The organism is Salinispora tropica CNB-440, from assembly GCF_000016425.1.
In the GTDB taxonomy this organism is placed as follows: Bacteria; Actinomycetota; Actinomycetes; order Mycobacteriales; family Micromonosporaceae; genus Micromonospora; species Micromonospora tropica.
Genome location: NC_009380.1, coordinates 1,140,066 through 1,161,320, shown reverse-complemented (window position 1 = coordinate 1,161,320; position 21,255 = coordinate 1,140,066). Strand labels below are relative to the sequence as shown.

The 21,255-nt window shown below is 67.5% G+C and carries 11 protein-coding genes and 2 pseudogenes; 11 read left to right on the top strand and 2 right to left on the bottom strand.

Annotated elements, in window-relative coordinates; genetic code table 11:
* Positions 1 to 189 precede the first annotated feature (189 nt).
* Genes STROP_RS05185 through STROP_RS05150 form a run of 8 tightly spaced genes read left to right on the top strand, consistent with a single transcriptional unit; the run spans position 190 to position 15,523 of the window.
* Complete coding sequence (locus tag STROP_RS05185) at positions 190 to 6,351, top strand: type I polyketide synthase (protein ID WP_011904932.1); 6,162 nt, start codon at positions 190 to 192, stop codon at positions 6,349 to 6,351.
* Positions 6,348 to 8,246, top strand: coding sequence for a non-ribosomal peptide synthetase (locus STROP_RS05180; RefSeq protein WP_011904931.1), 1,899 nt, complete (start codon positions 6,348 to 6,350; stop codon positions 8,244 to 8,246). The genes STROP_RS05185 and STROP_RS05180 overlap by 4 nt, the downstream gene beginning before the upstream one ends.
* Positions 8,243 to 10,036: a beta-ketoacyl synthase N-terminal-like domain-containing protein gene (locus tag STROP_RS05175; RefSeq protein WP_011904930.1), complete on the top strand. Its 1,794-nt coding sequence runs from the start codon at positions 8,243 to 8,245 to the stop codon at positions 10,034 to 10,036. Before STROP_RS05180 ends, STROP_RS05175 begins: the two co-directional genes overlap by 4 nt.
* The gene (locus STROP_RS05170) at positions 10,033 to 11,310 is read left to right on the top strand and encodes a cytochrome P450 (RefSeq protein ID WP_011904929.1); all 1,278 of its coding nucleotides are present in this window, start codon (positions 10,033 to 10,035) and stop codon (positions 11,308 to 11,310) included. Before STROP_RS05175 ends, STROP_RS05170 begins: the two co-directional genes overlap by 4 nt.
* 5 nt (positions 11,311 to 11,315) lie before the next feature.
* Positions 11,316 to 11,531 carry an MbtH family protein gene (locus STROP_RS05165; RefSeq protein ID WP_026274761.1) on the top strand — a complete coding sequence of 72 codons (216 nt, stop codon included), beginning with the start codon at positions 11,316 to 11,318 and terminating at the stop codon, positions 11,529 to 11,531.
* Positions 11,531 to 12,391 carry an alpha/beta fold hydrolase gene (locus STROP_RS05160; protein ID WP_011904927.1) on the top strand — a complete coding sequence of 287 codons (861 nt, stop codon included), beginning with the start codon at positions 11,531 to 11,533 and terminating at the stop codon, positions 12,389 to 12,391. The genes STROP_RS05165 and STROP_RS05160 overlap by 1 nt, the downstream gene beginning before the upstream one ends.
* Positions 12,379 to 13,761 (top strand): crotonyl-CoA carboxylase/reductase, encoded by a 1,383-nt coding sequence (gene ccrA, locus STROP_RS05155; RefSeq protein WP_011904926.1) that lies wholly within the window; start codon positions 12,379 to 12,381, stop codon positions 13,759 to 13,761. Before STROP_RS05160 ends, ccrA begins: the two co-directional genes overlap by 13 nt.
* Positions 13,745 to 15,523, top strand: coding sequence for a dihydroxy-acid dehydratase (locus STROP_RS05150; RefSeq protein ID WP_011904925.1), 1,779 nt, complete (start codon positions 13,745 to 13,747; stop codon positions 15,521 to 15,523). The genes ccrA and STROP_RS05150 overlap by 17 nt, the downstream gene beginning before the upstream one ends.
* 444 nt (positions 15,524 to 15,967) lie before the next feature.
* Here STROP_RS05150 and prcB read toward each other — a convergent pair whose 3' ends face one another.
* A complete protein-coding gene (gene prcB / locus STROP_RS05145; protein ID WP_011904924.1) occupies positions 15,968 to 16,816 on the bottom strand; it encodes a proteasome subunit beta in 849 nt (282 codons plus the stop codon).
* 132 nt (positions 16,817 to 16,948) lie between these two features.
* On the opposite strand from prcB, the pseudogene STROP_RS26305 reads away from it, so the two are divergent.
* From STROP_RS26305 to STROP_RS05135, 3 genes and pseudogenes are all read left to right on the top strand, one after another.
* Positions 16,949 to 17,136, top strand: a pseudogene (locus tag STROP_RS26305) (ISL3 family transposase); the annotation flags it as partial.
* 321 nt (positions 17,137 to 17,457) lie between these two features.
* Positions 17,458 to 17,613: pseudogene (locus STROP_RS24570) on the top strand (IS1380 family transposase); the annotation flags it as partial.
* Positions 17,614 to 18,169: 556 nt separating this feature from the next.
* Positions 18,170 to 19,405, top strand: coding sequence for a DUF2786 domain-containing protein (locus tag STROP_RS05135; RefSeq protein ID WP_018832347.1), 1,236 nt, complete (start codon positions 18,170 to 18,172; stop codon positions 19,403 to 19,405).
* A gap of 79 nt (positions 19,406 to 19,484) precedes the next feature.
* Here STROP_RS05135 and STROP_RS05130 read toward each other — a convergent pair whose 3' ends face one another.
* Entirely contained in the window at positions 19,485 to 20,600 is a 1,116-nt protein-coding gene (locus STROP_RS05130; protein WP_026275615.1) for a MerR family transcriptional regulator, read from the bottom strand.
* Positions 20,601 to 21,255: the final 655 nt, after the last annotated feature.

The following is a 21,255-nucleotide window of genomic DNA, read 5'->3' as shown; positions in this document are numbered from 1 at the left end:
GAGCTTGCCGCCGACCGGCTTTGCCATCAGATTCAGCGCTGTATTGCATCAACAAATTGGGTTTGTTGTTGATGCGAGGGTGCCGAATAGTAGGTACACGTCGAGCTTCGGGAGCCGGAGCAGCGTTCCCACTATCCTCTTGACCGGCTGAGCACGCTTCCAGCCGGCTCTCACCGATGAGGGATTCACATGTCTGGTGAGCAAGCTGAGCACGGTGTCCACGCGATCAGGGAATTCCTGCTCACCTGGCTTGTGGATCTGCTCGGTGTCCCCCGGGATTCCGTGGATCGGTGGGCCCCCCTGCATCGGTATGGCCTGGACTCGCTGAAGTCGACGGCACTCGTCGCCGCCCTGTCCGAGTTTCTCGCCCGGCCCGTACCGATCACGTTCCTCTGGGATCACCCCACACTGGAAGGCCTGTCCGTCGCACTGGCGCGCGGACGACGAGTCGAGGAATCCGCCGGCGGCACGGCCACACGACACCGGCCGGAAGACGGTGCCCCACCCGAACCGCTCGCACTCGTGGGGATCGGCTGCCGGCTACCGGGGGCGGCGGACCCGTCGGCCTTCTGGCGCTTGCTCGTCAACAGGCACGACGCCATACGGCCGGTCCCGCAGCGCCGGCGTGACCTGCTCGGCAACGCGGACATCGACGATACGTCCTTCCGCTGGGGCGGCTTCCTCGACGACATCGACCTGTTCGACCCTCTCTTCTTCGGGATCTCACCGCGCGAAGCCCGTGTGATGGACCCGCAGCAGCGGTTGATGCTGGAGCTCGCCTGGGAGGCGCTGGAGGATGCCGGCATAGCGCCCGGCAACCTCGCCGGGACCGACACCGGGGTCTTCGTGGGCACCAGCTGGTGCGACTACTCGGCCCTGGCGCACGAGGCGGCAGCGCAGTTCGAAATCGGACCGCACGCGGCGACCGGAATGCACGACAGCATCATCGCCAACCGGGTCTCATACGCCCTCGCCCTGCAGGGCCCCAGCATGGCGATCGACACCGCGTGCTCATCCTCGCTGGTCGCGGTCCATCTCGCGTGCCAGTCATTGTGGTCGGGCGAGAGCGAGCTCGCCCTCGCCGGCGGCGTCACTCTCAATATCTTTGGGCCACACTACCTGGCCATGAACGAGACAGGCGCTCTCTCGCCGGACGGCCGGTGCAAGACCTTCGACGCCCGTGCCGACGGCACCGTACGGGGCGAAGGAGCCGCCGTCGTCGTCGTGACGCCCCTGCGCGTGGCGCTGGAACGCGGGCTGCCCGTCTACTGCCTGATCCGCGGCAGCGCCGTCAACAACGATGGCCTGAGCAACGGGCTCACCGCCCCGAACCCACGTGCTCAGGAGACCCTACTACGTACCGCGTACCGCCGGGCCGGCTTGGCACCATGGCTCGTGGACTATGTGGAGTGCCACGGCACAGGCACACCGCTGGGTGACCCCATCGAGGCCAAGGCCCTCGGTACGGTGCTCGGTCGCGATCGCGAACCAGGTAACGAGCTCCGCATCGGTTCGGTGAAGACGAACATCGGCCACCTGGAGCCGGCGGCCGGCGTCGCCGGTCTCGCCAAGGTCGCCCTGGCGATGCGTAACGGCATCCTGCCCGCCAGCCTGCACTACAGCCGCCCCAACCCTCAGGTTCCCTTCGCCGAAGGTCACCTGCGCGTCCAGGATGCGACAACCACGTGGCATCGCCGGTCAGATCTACGGCGCGCGGGAATCAGCGCCTTTGGCTTCGGCGGGACGAACTGCCACCTGGTGACAGAGGAACTGGCGCAGCCTGAGGCCGCCCTATTGCTGCTAGCGGCGGATTCCACGCAGGAGCTCACCAACCAGGTGGCTGCGCTGCGCTCCGCTCTCGCGGAGGACCGAGTCGACCTGGCTGCGGCCTGCCGGCAGGCGCTCGACACGCTGGGCACCGGCCGTTTCCGGCTGTCGGCAGCCGCGCGTACCACAGCCGAGCTGCGGGCGCAGCTGGACGCGTACGCCGAGGGCCGGCCCCTACCCGGCCTGTCCACTGCGGAGACAGCTCTTCGTCGACCCCGCGTCGCGTTTCTCTGCTCCGGAACCGGCTCCCAGTGGTTCGGCATGTGCCGACAGCTGGTTGCTGGCATGCCCGCGTTCCGGCGATCGCTGGTGCGGGCGGCTGAGCGGATAGAACGAATCCTCGGCTTCTCAGTGCTCGACCGGCTCTTCGACGACGAGTCGCACGCCCGGCTCGACGACATGGAGATCGTCCAGCCGATGCTGTTCTGCGTCCAGGTCGCCCTGGCCGACGCCTGGCGTTCGCTCGGTGTGGAGCCCGATCTGGTAATCGGCCAGAGTGTCGGCGAAATCGCAGCCGCCCACCTCACGGGTGCGCTCAGCCTCGACGACGCGGCCTTGGTAGCGGCCACGCACGCACGGCTCGTGCAACGCCTAGCCGTGGGTCGCGGCGATAGCCTGGTCGTCGCGGCCGTCCCCGAAGTTGTCGCCGGGCACCTAGCAGCGGTCGAGGAGCGACCCACGCTAGCTGGACGCCTCGGCCCGGCCTCTACGCTGGTCTCAGGGGATACCACCGCGATCCGGGCGCTGACCGACCGGTTCGCGGCAGCGGACATCGCAGCCCACCGGGTACGCATGGGTTACGCATCCCACTCGCCGCTGATGGACCCCGTGCTCACACCCCTGCGGTCGGAGATCAACGGCATCGTCGCGCGCCCGGCTCAGCTGCCGATGATCTCGACGGTCACCGGGAAAGAAATCGACGGCGAATCCCTGGGCCCGGACTATTGGCCGGACAACGTCCGCCAGGAGAGCCGGCTCACGGCCGCCCTGGACACCATGGCGGCGCACGACATCGACGTCGTACTGGAGCTCAGTCCGCACCCGGTCCTACTCAAGGGCGTACGGGCAAGCCTCGACAGCGAACGGGAGGGCGCGACGAGGCGCCCCGTCATGTGCCTGGCGTCGCTTCAACGAGGGACGGACGAGGCGTGGAGCCTACTCGCCTCGCTGGGTGAACTGCATACCGTGGGTCAACCGGTCGCCGCCGGATCCTTCCTGTGCGCACCACGCGGGCGTCATACCGAGCCCCAGGCGGCCATCGGTTCCGCGACGGCGCGGGCCGAGGAGACGCCCCTTTCCCTGCTGCCCGTAACCGCCCATTCCGCTGACGCGCTACGGGACACCTGCCGAGAGCTGTCCAACCATGTCGAGCGAAATGCCGCACCATGGCTGCCGGACCTGGCGTACACCCTGGCGACCCGGCGCACCCCACTTCCACACCGGATCGCTTTCGTGGTGCGTGATCGCGACGATCTACTCGACGGCCTGGCGCATATTTCCGCTGGCAGGTCGTACCCCGGCGCCGTCAAGGGCACCGTCGCTGGCGGCGGCGCCCGGCGCGTAGCACTGGTGTTCTCCGGCGGAGGCACGCACTGGGCCGGCATGGGACGTGCCTTGATGGGCTGGCACGCGGGCTTCCGGGCATCGATGCACGAGTGCGACGCGGTGTTCCGGGAGCTGATCGGATGGTCGGTAGTCGACGAGCTCAGCCTGCCGGCGGAGCGGTCCCGGCTGGACGCGACCGATATCCAGCAGCCGGTGCTGTTCACCCTGCAGGTCTCACTGGCCCGTCTCTGGATGGAGCTTGGCATCGAGCCGGAGGCATTCGTCGGACACAGCATCGGCGAGGTCGCCGCCGTCTGTGTGGCGGGCGGGCTGTCGGTGCGTGACGCTGCCCGGGTCACCATCGCCCGCTCCCACCTTATCCAGCACCGCGCCGCGAAGGCCGCCATGATCGCCGTCCAAGCCGGAGACGAAGAGATCATCCCGTTCCTCGCCCCGTACGGCGGGCGCGTCGCCATCGCGGCGCTCAATAGCCCAACCAGCTCCGCGGTTTCCGGCCCGCCCGAGGAGATTCGCGCCCTGGAGGTCGCACTAAATCGAGCCGGCATCTCGAGCCGAGCCGTACGCGTTGATCGCCCCGGTCACAGCCCTGGTATGGATCCGCTGCTGTCACCGCTGCGTGAAGCGCTCACCAACATTGAACCTCGTGCATTTTGGGCCAGATTCCACTCGACGGCGCTCGACGGCGCGGTCGATCCCGTGGTCAACGCAGACTACTGGGCGCACAACCTGCGCAACCAGGTGCGCTTCGCGCCGACGGTGGCGGCTCTGGCCGACGCGGGCATTGACACGTTTGTTGAGATCAGCCCGCATGGCACCCTACGCGGCGCGATCGAGGAGATCGCTCAGGCTCAGGGAGCCTCTGTTGTCGTGGCCGACTCGATCCGCCGCGGGGAAGACGACAATCGCTGCTTCCTCAACGCGGCTGCATCGCTGTTCGTACATGGCGTGCCCCTGTCGCTCGAGACGCTGTTCTCGTCCGACGCGCAGGTTGTCGAGACTCCGCTCGTGAGCTGGCAGAGGCACCCCTACTGGCTGGACGCCGCGCCCGTCCGCCAACCACGCACGCCCGCTGCGGCATCCGTCGCCGGCCCGACCACCAGCTTCCACAATGAGAACGCCACCACCCCGACAGCGGAAGCCACCATCACCGGCGAGATCGCGCACGTTCTGGGCATGCCGGTCGAGGAGCTCGCCGAGGGCACGCGGCTGCGGGACTTCGGGCTCGACTCCATGCTCGCCATGCGGCTGGGCAGCAGAATCCAGACCCTGTTCGGCCATCGTGTCTCGCTGTTTGAGTTCTTCACGGACCGGACGGTTGGCGAACTCACCGCGCGCATCGCCGAGCTCGTCGGTGCGCGCGCGTCCACCGGCGGCGAGGACAACGCGCCGCCGCGGCTGCGGAATACGGCTGTTGCGGACAATCTGTCCGACGCCGACGCCGAGGAGTTGCTCGCGGAACTGACCGATCGTGGGCTGCTGGAGCCGGTTTCCCCGGAGGCGCCCGCGGCGCAACCACGCGAAGAGCTGCGGGCGGCGCTAGAACGCACCCAATCCTTTGCGCTTGCGCCGGTGGCGCACGGTCAGGCCGCCATTTGGTTCATGCAGCAGCTGTCGCTCGACGGCGCAGCCTACAACCTCATGTTCGGCGCTCGGGTGCCCGATAAGATCGACGAGTCGGCCCTGCGCCGGGCCGCAGCCGCGGTGGTGGAGCGACATCCCGCGCTGCGCACCGTCTTCGTCGAAGCCGGCGGCCACCCCTACCAGGTGATAAAGGCGGATCCCGGTTACGAATTCGACACGGTCGACGGTACGGGGCTCGATGACGCGGCACTGACCGACCTCCTCGCCGAGCACGGCCACCGGCCCTTCGATCTCGATCAGGGTCCGCTATTGCGGTTGGTGTTGGTCAACCGCGGTGCGGCAGACAACTGCCTGCTGCTGGTCATCCACCATGTGGCAGCTGACGCGGCGTCGGTGGACATCGTCGTCCGGGACCTGCGCGAGTTCTACGGCGAGGCACAGCGCGGAACGCTGCTCACCCAGGCACCCGAGACACCGTACACCGAGTTCGTCGAATGGGAACGCGAATGGCTCGGCAGCCCGGCGGCCGAGGCGGCGCTGCACTGGTGGTCGCAACAGTTGGCGCAGCCCCCGGCGCACCTCGACCTTCCACGCCTGTCAGCGCCCGACGCGACCGCCGACAAGCGACCAGCCAAAGAGCGGGACGGTGTGGTGAGCTACGCGGGGGAGGATGCCAGCTTCCGGTGGGACGCTGCCGATACCCGCCTACTGAAGGACTTCGCCGTGCGCGCCGGCGTCTCGGTCAGCACCCTTGTCATGGCAGGCTTCGTGGCCACCCTGGGCCGGGCAACCGGGGCGAGGGACATCGTCCTGGGCACGGCGGTCGCCCAGCGCAGTGATGCGGGGCGCGAGTCCGCGGTGGGGTACTACCTCAACACCATCCCAGTCCGCGCCCGGCCCCGTCCGGACATCACCTTCGACGCGTTGCTGCGTGAAGTCCACGACTTCGCGCTCGGGATGTTGGAACACATGAACTATCCACTGGACCTGCTTGTCTCGGCGCTCAAACCGCCGCGGCGGCAGGGCCGCACGCCGTTGTTCGACATCGCTGTCAACTGGCTCTCCGGTGACGCGTTCACCTATGCGAACACATTGTTCCACGGTGCTGGCGTGGCGGCGTGGCCTGCCGGCCCCCTACCACTGGTCCCGCTGCCTCTCCGGCGGCACATCGCAAAGTTCGATCTCGAAATCACGATGGGCGACGTCGCCGACGAGGTGGTCGGTCAAGTGCAGTTCAAACCCGCGTTCCTGGAAAGAGAAACCGTGACGACACTGCTGGAGTACTTCCACCGCGTGCTGTTGCAGGCGATCGACCGGCCGGATGTGCCGCTGAGTGACCTCGTGCTGGAGACCTCGGTGAAGCAGGCGGTCTCATGACGGCCGCATCGACACTGCACGGCGGCTTTGTCGCCCACGCAGCCGCGAATCCGGACACGCTGGCCGTAGCGTCCGACGCCGGCGTGATGACCTACGGTCGGCTTGACGAGACCTCGGCGGCGCTGGCCGAGCGGCTGTCTGCCTTGGGTGCTGGCCCGGGTGTTCCGATCGGGGTCTGTATCGAACGCACGCCGGACCTGCTCGTCGCTATCCTCGGCGTGCTGCGCGCGGGCGCCTGCTATCTGCCGCTCGATCCTCAATATTCAGCGCGCCACCTCGGCTTCATGGTGGCCGACAGCGGGACCCGCCTGGTCGTTACCACACGATCCTCTCGGGACGCGTGCCCGGACGGCTGCACCGCGCTCGTCCTGGAGGAATCCGAGGCGATAGCCGACCCGCCGCCAGTGGCCGCGGTTCCGGACGATTCTGCCTACGTCATATATACCTCCGGCTCGACCGGCACGCCCAAGGGGGTGCCGATCCGGCACAGCAGCTGCGCGGCGATGCTTGCCGAGGCGGACCGAATTTTCGAGGGCTGTGACATGAGCGGTATCGCCGCCGTCACCTCGGTCTGCTTCGACCTGTCAGTGCTGGAGATCTTCTCCGCCCTCAGCCGTGGCCGGACGCTCGTCCTGGTGAATAGTGCCAGCCACCTTCCGGAGAGCTCCCATGTCGAACGGGTGACGCACGTCAGCACGGTCCCGTCCGCAATGACCAGCCTGCTTGACGCGCAAGCCGTTCCGGCCGGCCTGCGGAACGTGGTGCTCGGCGGCGAACCCGTACGTCGGAGCCTGGTCGACCGGATCTACCGCGAGACCAACGTCGACTTCGTCTTCAACGGATACGGCCCGACGGAAGGCACGGTCTTCTGTACCTTCAAGCCCGTATCCCGCGACGAGGCCGGCGAGCCGTCGATCGGTACGCCATCCCTGACCGCTCGCGTCTATGTGCTCGACGAGAAGCTGCGGCCGTCGGCCGTCGGCGAGTCGGGTGAGCTGTACCTCGGCGGTGCCGGACTTACCTGGGGCTACCTCAACCGGCCCGGGCTGACTGCGGAACGGTTCGTACCTGATCCGCAGGTGGCGGGTGAACGCATGTATCGCACCGGCGACATCGCTCGGCTCAACGAAGCAGGTGAAATCGAGTTCGTGGGACGCTCCGACCTTCAGGTGAAGGTCCGCGGGTACCGCATCGAGCTAGAAGAGGTCGAGGCACGACTGACCGAATGCCCCGAGGTGCGGACGGCTGCGGCCGTCGTCCGTGAGCAGACGCCGGGTACGAGAGCCCTGACCGCGTACGCGGTTCCGGCGAGTGGAGCACCCGACGGCGACGGGCCCTGGCTCGACGCCGACCTGCAGGCAACGATCAAGCAACAGCTCGGTGCGCTGTTGCCCGGTTACATGGTTCCCGAAACGATCGTCTTCCTGCCCGCGCTCCCGCTGTCGCCAGTTGGGAAGCTGGACCGCACGGCGCTACCGGCACCACCCGTTGTCGATGTGCTGCCCTCGGGGGACTCCGCCACCACCGACACCGAACAAGCGCTTGCCGAGATCTGGGGTGCACTGCTGGACCGGACTCCGCAGTCCATCGGCATCCGCGACACATTCTACGACCTCGGCGGCAACTCTTTGTTGTTGGTGCGGCTCGCGAAGCGAATGGGTCAGCGCTTTCACCGCAAGGTCGGCGTGGCGGACCTGTTCCGGTTCCGCGACATCGGCTCGCTCGCCAAGTGGCTGGACGACGAGAGCGGAAAGAGTCCTGAGGACATCGAGCAGGCACGACGCCGTGCCAGCACCAGACGCTCGGTGGTGCGCGGCCACAGCAGATCACCGAGCACTCGAACCGACCCGACCGTCAAGAACACGCCCGCATCAAATGGAGGCCCACATCCATGAGCGAAGCCGTTGAGCGGAACTACGATCCGGGAGACGTCGCCATCATCGGCGCCTCGTGCAGATTCCCTGGCGCACGAAACAAGGAACAGTACTGGGACAACCTTCTCCATGGGCGCGAGGGCGTGACCTTTTACGCCAAGGACGAGATCGAGGTGGACGAGACGCTCATCAACAGTCCGGCGTACGTGCGGGCCACCGGAGCACTGGACGGATACGACGAGTTCGATCCCGCCGTGTTCGGTGTTAGCGATCGAATGGCGGCGGCGATGACTCCCGAGCACCGGGTCTTCCTGGAGGCATCCTGGGAGGTGATGGAGGACGCCAGCTACGACCCCGAGCGGGTCCGCGGCGAGGTGGGCGTCTACGCCTCGACCAACCCGCAGAGCGCGGCCCTCTACAGCTCACCACCGGACTGGGTATCGGCCGGCCCGGAGGTGATGGACCGCAGTAACGCATGGCTACCGGACACGATCACCTCCAACGTCTTGTACTACCTCGGCCTGACCGGTGAGGCGGTCACCGTGACCGCCGTGTGCTCGGGCTTTCACTATGCGGTGCACCTCGCGTGCCAGTCACTTCTCCTAGGCCAGACTGATATGGCGATCGCGGGCGGCGTCATGGTTCGGCTGCCCCAGCGCCGCGGCTATCTGTGGGAGGAGGGTCGAATTCTGTCCCGCGACGGCCACTGCCGCCCCTTTGACGCGAACGGCACCGGATCGGTACTGGCCAGCGGAGTCGCGGTGGTCCTACTCAAGCCACTGCCACAGGCCGTCGCCGACCGCGACCACATCTATGCAACGGTCAAGGGAACGGCCATCAACAACAACGGCATCAGTGCCATGGCGTACGGCCTCGCGCAGCCTGAACGGCTCAGCGCCTGCATCGCCGGTGCGATGCAGGCCGGCGATGTGGCGCCCGAAACGGTGTCCATGTACGAGGCCAATGGGTTCGGCATGCCCATCACGGACTCGCTCGAGGTGCACGCCGCCCATCTGGCGTTCGGGAAGCAGTCCGGCACCTGCTCGATTGGGGCGGTCAAGGGCAATATCGGGCACGCCGGCGTGGTTGCCGGTGGCTCCGGCGCGGTCAAGGCGGCGTTCGCGCTGTACCACCGCAGTCTCCCGCCCACCATCAACCTGACCGAGCTCAACGAAGAAATCGACTTCCCGCGTACTCCGTTCGTCCCGCAACTGGAGCCCGCCGCCTGGCAGCCGGAGTGCGGCATCAGACGGGCCGGCATCACCGCGCTCGGCGGCGGCGGGTACAACGCGCACCTGGTCCTCGAGGAGCCGCCGCGTCCGGTCGAACGGGAGCCCGAGAACCGCCGGCCCCGGATCGTCACGCTGTCGGCGCTCGACGACGCCGCGGTCTCCCGCCAACGCGCGGCCCTGTCCTCCTGGCTCGCTGAGCATTCCGATGCTCGGCTCGACGACATCGCCTATAGCCTCAACCTCGGGCGTAAGGCGCTGCCATCCCGATGGGCGGCCGTCATCAGCACCCGCGACGAACTGCTCGAGGTGCTGTCGGGCGACGGCAAGAGCGGTCGGGTGTCTCGCTTCGGCCAAGAGCGCCGCGCCGACCTGGCGCGTTTTCGGCGCACCGAAGACGGACTCGCTCTCGGCAGCGGGGACGAGATGCGCGACGTTCAGGCGCTGACCGAGCTCGCCGCAGCATGGGTGCAGGGGGAACGCGTGAACTTCGAGGTGTTGCACGCCGACGAACGCAGCCACCGCATTTCGTTGCCCAACTATCCGTTCGCGCGCCGACGGTTCTGGCGCACCGACTGGTGACCGCCGCGGACACAGGTCGCGTGGGTTCAGGCGAAAGCCAAACGCCGGCCCACACCGTCGACCTAGCCGACCCCGCCACCTTCGCCAATCACGACCTGACCGGTTTCTGGCAACAGCTGCGCGACGAGGAGCCGATCCACTGGAATCCCCCGACAGCCGGACGTCGAGGCTTCTGGGTGGTGTCGCGATACGCAGACATTCTCGACGTCTACCGCGACGACGTCACCTTCACCTCAGAGCGCGGGAATGTGCTCGTGACGTTGCTGGCGGGCGGTGACGCGGGCGCTGGCCGGATGCTGGCGGTCACCGACGGGCCGCGTCACGCGGAGTTGCGCAAGCTGCTGTTGCGGGCATTGGGGCCGCGCGTACTCGCGCCAGTCTGCGCCGCGGTGCGGACCAACACCCGGCAGATGATCCGCGAGGCAGTCACCAAGGGTGAGTGCGACTTCGCGTCCGACATCGCCAGCCGCATTCCGATGATGACGATCTCCAACCTGCTGGGGGTCCCCGACGCGGACCGTGCCTTCCTGCTGAGTCTGACGAAGACGGCGCTGAGCGCCGACGACGAAAGCATCAGCGAGACCGAGTCCGCGATGGCACGCAACGAGATCCTGCTCTACTTCCAAGACCTCATGGAGTTCCGGCGCGACCACCCCGGCGAGGATGTCGTGAGCATGCTGGTGAACAGCAGCATCGACGGAGCGCCCCTTTCGGACGACGACATAGTGCTCAACTGCTACAGCCTGATCATCGGCGGCGACGAAACGAGTCGGCTAACCATGATCGATAGCGTGAATACGCTGGCTGCACACCCCCAGCAGTGGAGGCGACTCAAAGATGGTCAATGCGAGATCGACAAGGCCGTGGACGAGGTACTGCGCTGGGCCTCACCCTCGATGCACTTCGGACGGGTGGCAGCGCGGGACACCATTCTTCATGGAGTGCGGATCCGGGCGGACGACATAGTTACCCTCTGGCATGCCTCCGGCAACCGCGATGAGCGGGTCTTCCATCGGCCGGAGGTGTTCGACCTGGGCCGTACACCCAACCGGCACCTCTCGTTTGGGCACGGGCCTCACTACTGCATCGGTTCCTACCTTGCCAAGGTGGAGATCTCGGAGCTGCTGATCGCTCTGCGGGATCTGACATCGGGTTTTGAGACAACAGGCGAGCCGCAACGGATCCGGTCGAACCTGCTCACTGGCTTCGCCACCATGCCAGTCCGCTTCGTTCCTGATCGTGCAGGGCTCGCTCGCGACGCGCTGGATGGGTGAGACAAATGATTGCCAACCCCCTCGATCCGGGCGACGGCACGTGGCTGGTCGTGGTTAACGACGCCGGCCAACACGCGCTGTGGCGGCCCTTTCTGGATATGCCGCCCGGCTGGCGTGTCGTCCTACGCGACGCCGACCACGACGCGGCCCTTGACTACGTCGAGCGCAACTGGACTGCCCTGCAACCCGCGGGCCACAGCGAACCGGGGGCGACGAGGTAATGCCGTTTGCGTTCGCCAACGACATCAGGTTGCACTACGAATTGCATGGCACGGGCGATCCCGTGGTGCTGGTCAGTGGTGCCGGCGTATCCGGGAAATCCTGGCTGATCCATCAGGGGCCGGCACTGCTGGAGAACGGCTACCGGGTCTGCGTCTACGACAGCCGCGGCCAACCACCCAGCGATGAGTGCGTCAGCGGCTTCGTCGTGGAGGATCTGGTAGCCGACCTCGCAGCCCTACTGGAGTTCCTCGACGCTGGCCCGGCCCGCCTCATCGGCACCTCGACGGGTGCCTACGTGGTGCAGGAGCTTGCCCTGCGTCGACCGGAGCTGGTTCGGCAGGCGGTGTTGATGGCCAGCCGGGCCCGTCCCGACGTGTTACGGACACAGCTGGCGCGTGCCGAGATCGAGTTGGGCGAGTCTGGGGTGACGCTGCCGTCCTCGTATCGCGCGGTCGTTCGCGCGCTCCAGATGCTCTCGCCACGATCGATGGACGACGAGTCGTCGATCCGCGACTGGCTGGCCCTGCTCGAGCTCGCCCCGCCCGACGGAGCGGGAGTACGGCATCAGCTCGCTCTCCAACCGATGCCGGACCGCCGCGCCGCCTACGCCGAGATCGCGGTGCCCTGCCACGTCGTGTCGTTCGCGGATGACTTGATCGCGCCGCCCGGGTACGGCGAGGAGCTGGCGGGGTGTATTCCCGGCGCCACCTTCGACTTGGTCGGGGACGCCGGCCACTTCGGCTACCTGGAACGGCCCGAGGAGGTCAACCACATCATCGCCAAACATTTCGCGGGCATCGGCGCCCGCCTCACCGGACACAACCCAGACACCAGGAGGAGTGCGCCATGGGCCAGCTGACCGACGCCGTGCTCAGCAACGCGACGGCGGCAGAGATCGCCGCCGCTCCGCTACCCGAGGAGTACTTCGCCGCCCACCTGCGGGTCGAAGACGCCACGATGTTCGAGGGCGTCGTGGACAAGGACGTCCGCAAGTCGCTGCGGCTCGGTCACGTTCCAATGCCCGAGCTGGCTCCGGACGAGGTCCTCGTCGCGGTGATGGCGAGCGCGGTCAACTACAACACCGTGTGGTCGGCGATGTTCGAGCCGATGTCCAGCTTCCGCTATCTGAAGGGGCTCGCCCGGCAGGGTGGCTGGGCGAAACGGCACGACCAACCCTTCCACGTGGTCGGCTCCGACTGCGCTGGGGTGATCGTGCGCACCGGCTCCGGCGTCCGCCGCTGGGAGATCGGCCAGCACGTCGTGGTGAGCCCGGCGTACGTGGACGACCAGGAGCCCACCACGCACGCCGACGGAATGCTCGGCGGGGACCAGAAGGCGTGGGGTTTCGAGACAAACTTCGGGGCGCTGGCCGAGTTCACGGTGGTCCGGGCCACCCAGCTGATTCCCAAGCCCGCCCACCTCACCTGGGAGGAGGCCGCGAGCGTCCCGCTGTGCGCGGGAACCGCCTACCGGATGCTGGTCAGCGAGCGCGGCGCGAACATGAAGCAGGGAGACGTCGTGCTCGTCTGGGGTGCGGCCGGCGGTCTCGGCGGCTACGCAGTGCAGTATGTGCGTAACGGTGGCGGCATCCCGGTGGCCGTCGTCGGGTCCGAGCGCAAGGCGGAGGCAATGCGCCGACTCGGCTGCGAGGTGATTCTCAACCGGACCGAGATCGGCATCACTGACGAGATCGCCGACGACCCGAAGCAGGTGATCAGAGCCGGCGTGCGGCTCGGCGAAATGATCAACGAACAGGTGGGCCGGGCTCCGGATATCGTCTTCGAGCACATCGGACGGCCCACCTTCGGGATATCGGTGTTCGTCGCACAGCGCGGCGGCACCGTAGTGACGTGCGGCTCGAGCGCCGGGTATCAGCACAGCTTCGACAACCGCTACCTGTGGATGCGCCTCAAACGGATCATCGGCAGCCACATCGCCAACCTCCAAGAGTACTGGGATGCGCACCGCCTGTTCGAACTCGGTCACATCGTGCCGACCATGTCGGCGGTCTATCCGTTGACGGACGTCGCGGCCGCCTGCCGTCTCGTGCAGGCCAACCAGCAGATCGGCAAAATCGCCGTGCGCTGCCTGGCACCCCGCGCCGGGCTCGGGGTGACCAACCCCGAGTTGCGCGAGCGCATCGGCGAGGACCGCCTGAACCCGTGGCGCGGCCTCACCACCGGCTCTGACGGTGCCGAGTTCGGAGGACAGCGTGACGACCCGGCCTAACCCACTCTTCGTCGGCATCGAGCGCGCCCCAGCGCGCGCCTCCATGCGCGCCACAGGTCTGTCGACCGAGGACCTGAAGAAGCCGATGATCGGGGTAGCGCACAGTTGGATCGGCACGATGCCGTGCAACCTCAACCACCGGCGGCTCGCCCAGGAGGTGATGGCCGGCGTGCGCGCCGCAGGTGGCACCCCGATCGAGATCAACACCATCGCGATCTCGGACGTGATCACCATGGGCACGGAGGGAATGCGGACCTCACTGGTGAGCCGCGAGGTGATCGCCGACTCCATCGAGTTGGTATGCCGCGGCCACGGTCTCGACGGCCTGGTGACCCTGGCCGGCTGTGACAAGACCATACCCGGTGCGGCGCTGGCCCACGTGCGACTCGACATCCCCGGAGCCGTCATCTATTCCGGCACGATGATGCCGGGCGAGCACCTCGGGCGCGACATCACCCTGCAGGATGTGTTTGAGGCCGTCGGCAGCGCCACCGCCACCGGCTGCACCGACGAGCTCGACAAGCTCGAGCGCGCGGCCTGTCCCGGTATCGGGGCCTGCGCGGGCCACTACACGGCCAATACGATGGCCGTGGTGCTGGAGTTCCTCGGGCTTTCCCCGTTCGGCTCGATGGATCCGCCGGCAGTCGACGCCCGCAAGGACACGGTCTGCCGCCAGGCCGGCGAGCTGGTCATGCGGGCGGTGGCAGAAGGGCTGCGGCCCAGCCGGTTCCTGACGCCCTCCTCGTTGCGCAACGCCATCGCCGCCGGGGTCGCCACCGGCGGCTCGACGAACATGGTGCTCCACCTGTTGGCGATCGCTCGGGAGGCGGGCATCCCGCTGGACATTGACGAGTTCGACCGGATCAGCTCGGTGACCCCGATCATCGCTGACCTGCGTCCAAACGGGACGTACACCGCGGTGGACCTCGACCGGGCGGGCGGCACCCGGGTGATCGCCCGCCACATGGTCGACGCGGGCCTGATTGCTGGCGACGAAAGCACCGTCACCGGCCGCACCGTCGCACACGAGGCCGCGGACGCGGCCGAGACACCCGGCCAACGGGTCGTCACCACGGTGGAGGCACCCCTATCGCCTTCCGGTGCTCTCCTGATCTTGCGGGGTAACCTAGCGCCCGATGGCAGTGTGGTGAAGGCACCCGGCGCGGTGACCCTGCGGATGACCGGCACCGCATTGGTGTTCAACTGCGAGGAGGAAGCGATGGCCGCGGTCCAGACTGGCCGCGTCCGGCCAGGCCACGTCGTCGTCATCCGCTACGAGGGTCCGCGCGGGGGTCCAGGGATGAGGGAAATGCTCGGAGTGACCTCGGCGCTCATCGGCCGCGGCCTGGGCACGTCGGTCGGTCTGGTGACCGACGGCCGTTTCTCGGGCGCGACCAGGGGACTGATGGTGGGGCACGTCGCTCCGGAGGCGGCGGAGGGCGGACCGATCGCGGCGGTGTGCGACGGTGACCGGATCACCATCGACCTGCAGCGGCGCGAATGCTCTGTCGACCTGGATCCGGGCGAACTGGCCGCGCGGATGCGAGACTGGTCGGCTCCGCCACCGCGCTACACGATCGGCGTCATGGCCAAATACTGGTCGACGGTCTCGTCGGCGGCCGTGGGCGCCGTGACGACCCCGCACCCCACCCAGGGCCCGGCGACAGCGTCAGGTAAGGCCGAGGAGTGCCAGCAGGCGAGTGCGGTCGAGGGCGTGATGGCGGTTGGCGGCGGCGATGTCGGTGCTGCCGGCGGTTCGTAGCGCGCTGATGGCGGCGTTGCGGAGGACGGCCATGACCTGCGGTCTGGTGCCGGTGCGGACCCTTGAATGGTCTTCGTTGTAGGTAACGCGATGTAGGAGCGGCAACCAGCCACCACAGCGCACACCCGCCGCAGTCACCACAACGATCAACCGGTGCCGCATACCCGGCAGACATGCGGATCCGGCAGGTTGACCAACGTGGCGGCAGGTCCAGCAGTGGTTTCGGGCACCGTGACAGCCGGTGCGTAGGACATGGACGAAAGCAGCGATGGTGACAGCGCGGGCATCACACACTTCAGACGATCAAGGCATCGATACCCTGAGGATCATCCAAACCGAAAATGCCCGCCGTACTGCCCGTCACTCGGGCGCTTCTTTACCGACTGTCTCGAGTTGAACGAGTCCACAAGGTCACCGGGGCACTGGCACTCCACCGGCCCTCGATCAGGACGCGGTAAAGCTTCGGACGCCGGGCTCGTCGGCACTACGCCGGGCGACGACGGCGTCGGCGACTGCCGCGAGTTCCTCCTCTGTGTATCGGTAGGCGCCCTCGGCCGTGATGCGGATGGCCGTGGGGAAAATGCGGCGGACCATGTCGGGGCCGCCGGTGGCCGAGTCATCATCGGCGGCATCGTACAGCGCCTCGATCAGGGCACTCAGGGTAGCCGCATCATCGGAACCGGGGTCGTGTAGCTTCTTCAGAGACGATTTAGCGAAGGGGGAGCCCGAGCCGATCGACTGGTAGCCGGACTTTTCCTCATAGCGGGCGCCGATTGCGTCGAACGACACGATCCGGCCGGCCCTCGCAGGATCGGATGCCTCGAGATCGTAGCCGATGAACAGCGGGATAGAAACCATGCCCGCGTTGGCCATGGGGAGGTTTCCCTTGACTATGGCAGCGAGCCGGTTGCTCTTGCCCTCCAGTGAGAGCGGGACGCCCTCGATCTTCTCATAATGCTCCAGCTCGACGACAAACAACCGAGTCATGTCAATGGAGATGCCCACCGTGCCGGCGAAACCGACCGCCGAATAGTCGTCCGTGATCGTGAGTTTGTCCACGTCCCGGCCGGCGATCAGGTTCCCCATGGTCGTACGACGGTCGCCAGCGAGCAGGACGCCACCAGCGAACGTGGCGGCCACTATGGTGGTGCCGTGCGGAGCCTCGCCGAACGTCTCGGCGGCACGCTTGGCCGGCAGCAGCGTGGGATCGTATTCCTTCAACAACTCGACAAACGAGGAAGAATGAAATGTTAAGAACGTGGACGGCAGACCCCGATTCACCTCTTGTTCCATAGTCGCCAGTATAGCGGCTCTCCGAAGTTCAGCAGGGTTCGCGGCTGGGGAGTCCGGATGCGAGGGGCCCACATCTCATCGAACACCATCTCTTTGTCGGGTTTGGGTGGGCACCGGTGAAGATCTACGAGCATGGTCAACGATACGACCCGGCTACTGGGGCTGGACGGCCTGACGGTCGAGCGGGTCGAGCTAGACGCCATCGGTGTCCGGTGGAGGACCTGTCCACCGGTTGTGAGCAGGCGCGGGGCAGCCCGAAGTGCGGGCAGCGGACGGTCCGGGTACAGCAATGGGCCCCTGACGCCACCGAGACGTTGCCGCATCGTCGATGCCGCTCAGTTCCCGACCCTCGAAGGACCAGGTCGGCGCGCTGCAGAGTCACGAACCGGGCCGCCCGGGGTTGGGACGTGCAGAGTGAGCGACACCGCCCTATGTCAAGTGGCAGCCACAGAAGAGTCTCCAACTTGCCTCCGTGTCGAGCGCCTACCCCATCAACTGTGATCACGGCACGAGCAGGGGGCATGGCACCCGTGGCCGTGCCATGGACGTCCGCTGCTGGAACTGAGTGAGGGGACATTGGTCGGGTAGCGGGAGCGCATTGCTGCCTCCCAGCCGTGCATGCGGCGCCAACCGCACACGGCTCAAGCGATGACCTCGACGCGACCCGGAACGGCGGTATGCGGTCGCTGTTCGGCGGCGTGTACGCGCCGTCAACACTCGGCTCGTTCCTGCGCACCTTCACCCACGGGCACGTCCGGCAGTTGCAGGCCGCCGCCCGCGACACCCTGATCGGCCTCACAGGGCACCGGGTCGGTCACGCCACAGTCTCGCTCACCGACTTGCCTCTGCGTCGAGCGCCTTCCCATCGACGACAAATCCCGGCAGGAGCGGACGGCATTGCACTCACGACCGCTCCGTTGACGCCCCTTGCGGGAGCTGGCCGATGAGACGTGGGTGCTCCGTGGGTCCGCCTAGACTCACGGGCAAGAATCTGGGAAAAGTGCTTCACATCCAGTAGCGGACGCACGAAGAACAGCTGGGAGTCAAAGTCCTCATACCATTGAGCTAACGGCCCGCTGTGGCACCCGGCTACCGATCGCTGGCTCCGCCCCAGGGTCCGCCGGGGCGGCACGCTGCCGGCTAGGCCGGAAATCCCTCGGCGGGCTGCCCGCGGCTCCGCCCATCTGGTTGGTAGCCTCCGGTGCTCGACCTCGTGAATCCCGAAGGATACCGATGGGCAAGAACAGTCGTGAGCGTCACAAGGCCAAGCGGAAGGCCGCCGCGGCAGGTCAAGGCCGGCGGGCCGCAGCGACTGGCCAGGACGACCCATTGGGCAGGTATGGCGCGTCAGGCGTGCCGACACAGCGGCAACTCGCGGACCAGATCATCGACCAGGCGATGTTCGCCCGGCAGCACGATGATGCCGCCGAGTTCGACCACTGCCTCAGCCTGCTGGCCGCCGGCCCCGGCGGCGCCGCCGGGCTCCAGGTCGTCAACCGGGCGCTGCTGACCTACCTGCTCCGCGAGGTCGAGGAGGTCTGGCGGCGCGGCTGGCAGCCCGCCGAGCTGGTACGAGTGGCCCGCCGCGAACACGCCGCGCGGCATGGGCGGCTCCTGGTCGACGCTATCGCGGCGCAGATGCGCGGCTACGGCGCCGCGACCGTCGACTCACGGTGGCAGTCTCAGCTGACTTCTCTCGACGCGAAGGTGTGGTGGGAGCACGACGACCACTATCCGACCGCGTGGGGCGAGCGGCAGGGCCTTGACCGTAGCGCGGTTGTCGCCATCATGATCGACGTCTGCTTTCTGCTCGCGACGTTACCGCCGATCGAGCAGGTTGGGCCGATGCCGGGCACCGCCCGGCCCACCAGGACAACCCCGTCGGCCGACCTGGATCAGCGGGTCCTCGGCCGGGTTCGGGCCTTGCTGGCCAAGGCGGAGTCCACCGACTTCCCGGAGGAGGCGGAGGCGTTCACGGCCAAGGCCCAGCAACTGATGGCCCGGCACCGCATCGACCACGCCCTGCTCATCGCCACGACCGGGGAACGCGAGCAGCCGGTCACCCGCAGGGTGGGCATCGACAATCCGTACGAGGCGCCGAAGACCCTGCTGTTGCAGGTCGTCGCGGAGGCCAACAGCTGCCGTGCGGTGTGGAGTAAACGCTTCGGCTTTACCAGTGTCGTCGGTTTCCCGGCCGAACTGGAGTCCACCGAGCTGCTGTTCACCTCGCTGCTGGTGCAGGCGACGAGGGCCATGACCCAGGCCAAGCCCAGCACCGATCGGTACGGGCGCAACACGACCCGCTCGTTTCGGCATTCGTTCCTGACCGCGTACGCGTCGCGGATCGGCGAGCGACTCGAGGCTGCGACCGGCGGTGTGGACCAGGAGGTGGCCGAGTCGGCGGATGCTGCTCAGCTCCTTCCGGTCCTCGCCGCTCGCGACGACGCGGTACGCGACGCCTTCAACCAGCAGTTCCCCGAGTTGACCCAGCAGGCAACGACCATCACCAACCGGGCTGGCTGGGCGTCGGGGCGGGCCGCGGCCGACCAGGCTTCGCTGCACGGGCGCGAGTCCGTCACGCCCCGCTGATCGGCTACCGCTACTCGAGGTCGCGGAGGCGGCGGCGAAACCCGCTCCGGTCCGCGCCGGAGGTGCCGACGTCACCGCCTCATGCCACGAGCAGTCGGAGGCCGAGCTCGGCCGTGTCGAGGGCGACGAGGTCCCGGTTTCGCTCGGCCCACCGGCCGGATGACAGGTCTTCGCGAAGCGACCGGACCGCCCGTTGTTCCGCCTGCGCCCCCACTCTGGTCCAGACCGACACCGCCCGGCGTACGTGTTCGTCCAGGTACGCCGCGGGCCGGCGCCAGTGCGCCTCGAAGAAGCCGTCCACGCAGTCCCACGGTACGAGTACCGGCTCCGCGCGTCCTCCGATCGCGTGGGTCAGGTCGGCGAGGGACGGCCAGTTGACGAGCAGCTCCGCGAACTCGGGTAGGTAGTCGCGGGTGAGCCAGAATCGCTGGCCCCAGCCGGTGTCCTCAGCGTCGTACGTGAACACCACCACGCGACGCGCGACCCGCCGCATCTCCCGCAGGCCGGCGACCGGATCTCGCCAGTGATGCACGGTGCTGACCGCCATCGCGGCGTCGAACGACTGGTCCTCGAACGGCAGACTCTCCGCGGCGGCGGCCACGCAGGGCGCCGCGCCCACGGGACGCTGGGCCCGCATGACCCCCGAGGGCTCCACCGCCGTGACCTCCCGGTCGTGAGGTTCGTAGGAACCGGTGCCAGCCCCAACGTTCAGCACCGTACGGGCGTCTCCCAGTGCATCCCAGATCCGGGCGGCGATCCGTGGCTCGGTACGCCGCGTCGTTGGATAGGCGGATCCGATCGTGTCGTACAACTGCGCACCGAACACTTTCAACTGTTCCGCTGGCGTCGTCCTGACTCCCATTGCCCGTGCCTCCAATTCCCGGTCAATGGCCGTCACCGTGGCGGCGGCGCGGTCGCGTTGGTCCAGCAGCAGCCCACGCAGCCGACGCAGGTGCGCGACCGCGTCGGTGGTCGGATCGTTGACCAGGTCCGCGATCTCCCGCAGCCCGAAACCGAGCCTCCGGTACGCGAGCACCTCCCGCAGTCGCTCCACGTCGCCCGCCGAGTAGGCCCGGTGTCCCGCCACGGTCCGCGTGGACGGCCGCAGGAGGCCGATCTCGTCGTAGTGATGCAGTGCGCGGACGGTTACGCCAGCCAGCCCGGCCGCTTGCCCCACAGTCAGGTGATCCTCCACGACATCGACTATGTGACATGCCGCTACGTGAGGGGCAAGCACAAGATGACCCGATGGGACTGCTGCGATGCGATCCCTCCAGGGATGATGAGCGACTGGCCGGGGCTGCAACCCCACCCCGGTTGCACCCCACTGCGATCCCTCCAGGGAGATGAGGGACGACTGGGGCGTCATCATCCACCTGCCGGCAGGTGCTGGTTGCGATCCCTCCAGGGGTGATGAGCGACCCGCACTGCGGATGTGACTGCTCACTCCCCGACCAGTTGTTGCGATCCCTCCAGGGGTGATGAGCGACCGGACCTGCCGGTGATCGTGCTCCTCGCCCGGCCGAAGTTGCGATCCCTCCAGGGGTGATGAGCGACCTGGGTCGACGGTCCAGGCGCCGTTGTCGGCGGTGTTGCGATCCCTCCAGGGGTGATGAGCGACCTGAACCTTAAGTCGCAGGTCACAGCCGCTCTCCGGGGCCTGGATTCGGCAGAGTTTGCAGCAGTCCGCCGGTTGTGCATCTGCGCAGGTCAGAGTACCGGATCCGGGCTACCGGATAGCACCGAAGCTCAACCACCTGATCGATCACCAATGATCGACTGAGTCGCCTCGACGAGCGCGCGCACCGACAGACTGCACCGCGGACTAACGACCGCTAGCCATCGTCGGG